Genomic DNA, 358 nt, shown 5'->3' with positions numbered 1-358 from the left:
CGGCTATGACGACTATCGCGCCCAGGGCGGCTATCGCCTGTTGCAGGCGCTGGAGCAGGGCGATACCAATGCGGATGCGCTGATCGCCGTGATGGAGAACTCGGGCCTGCGCGGGCTGGGCGGGGCGGGCTTTCCCACCGGCCGCAAATGGCGCATCGTCCGGGCTGAGCCGGCGCCGCGCCTGATGGCCGTCAATATCGACGAAGGCGAGCCGGGCACGTTCAAGGACCGCGTCTACCTGGAGCGCGATCCCCACCGCTTCCTGGAGGGGATGCTGGTGGCCGCACGCGTGACCGGCGTGGCCGCCATCTATATCTACCTGCGCGATGAGTACGCGGGCTGCCGTGCCGTGCTGACC

At 69.0% G+C, this 358-nt stretch carries 1 pseudogene; it reads left to right on the top strand.

What is annotated here, in order from left to right:
* A pseudogene (locus tag AC1DMY_RS21105) lies at nucleotides 1–358 on the top strand (hypothetical protein); the annotation flags it as partial.

The sequence above is a fragment of the Dyella sp. 01L423 genome (genome assembly GCF_056399945.1).
This window is presented reverse-complemented; position numbering and strand designations above follow the sequence as displayed.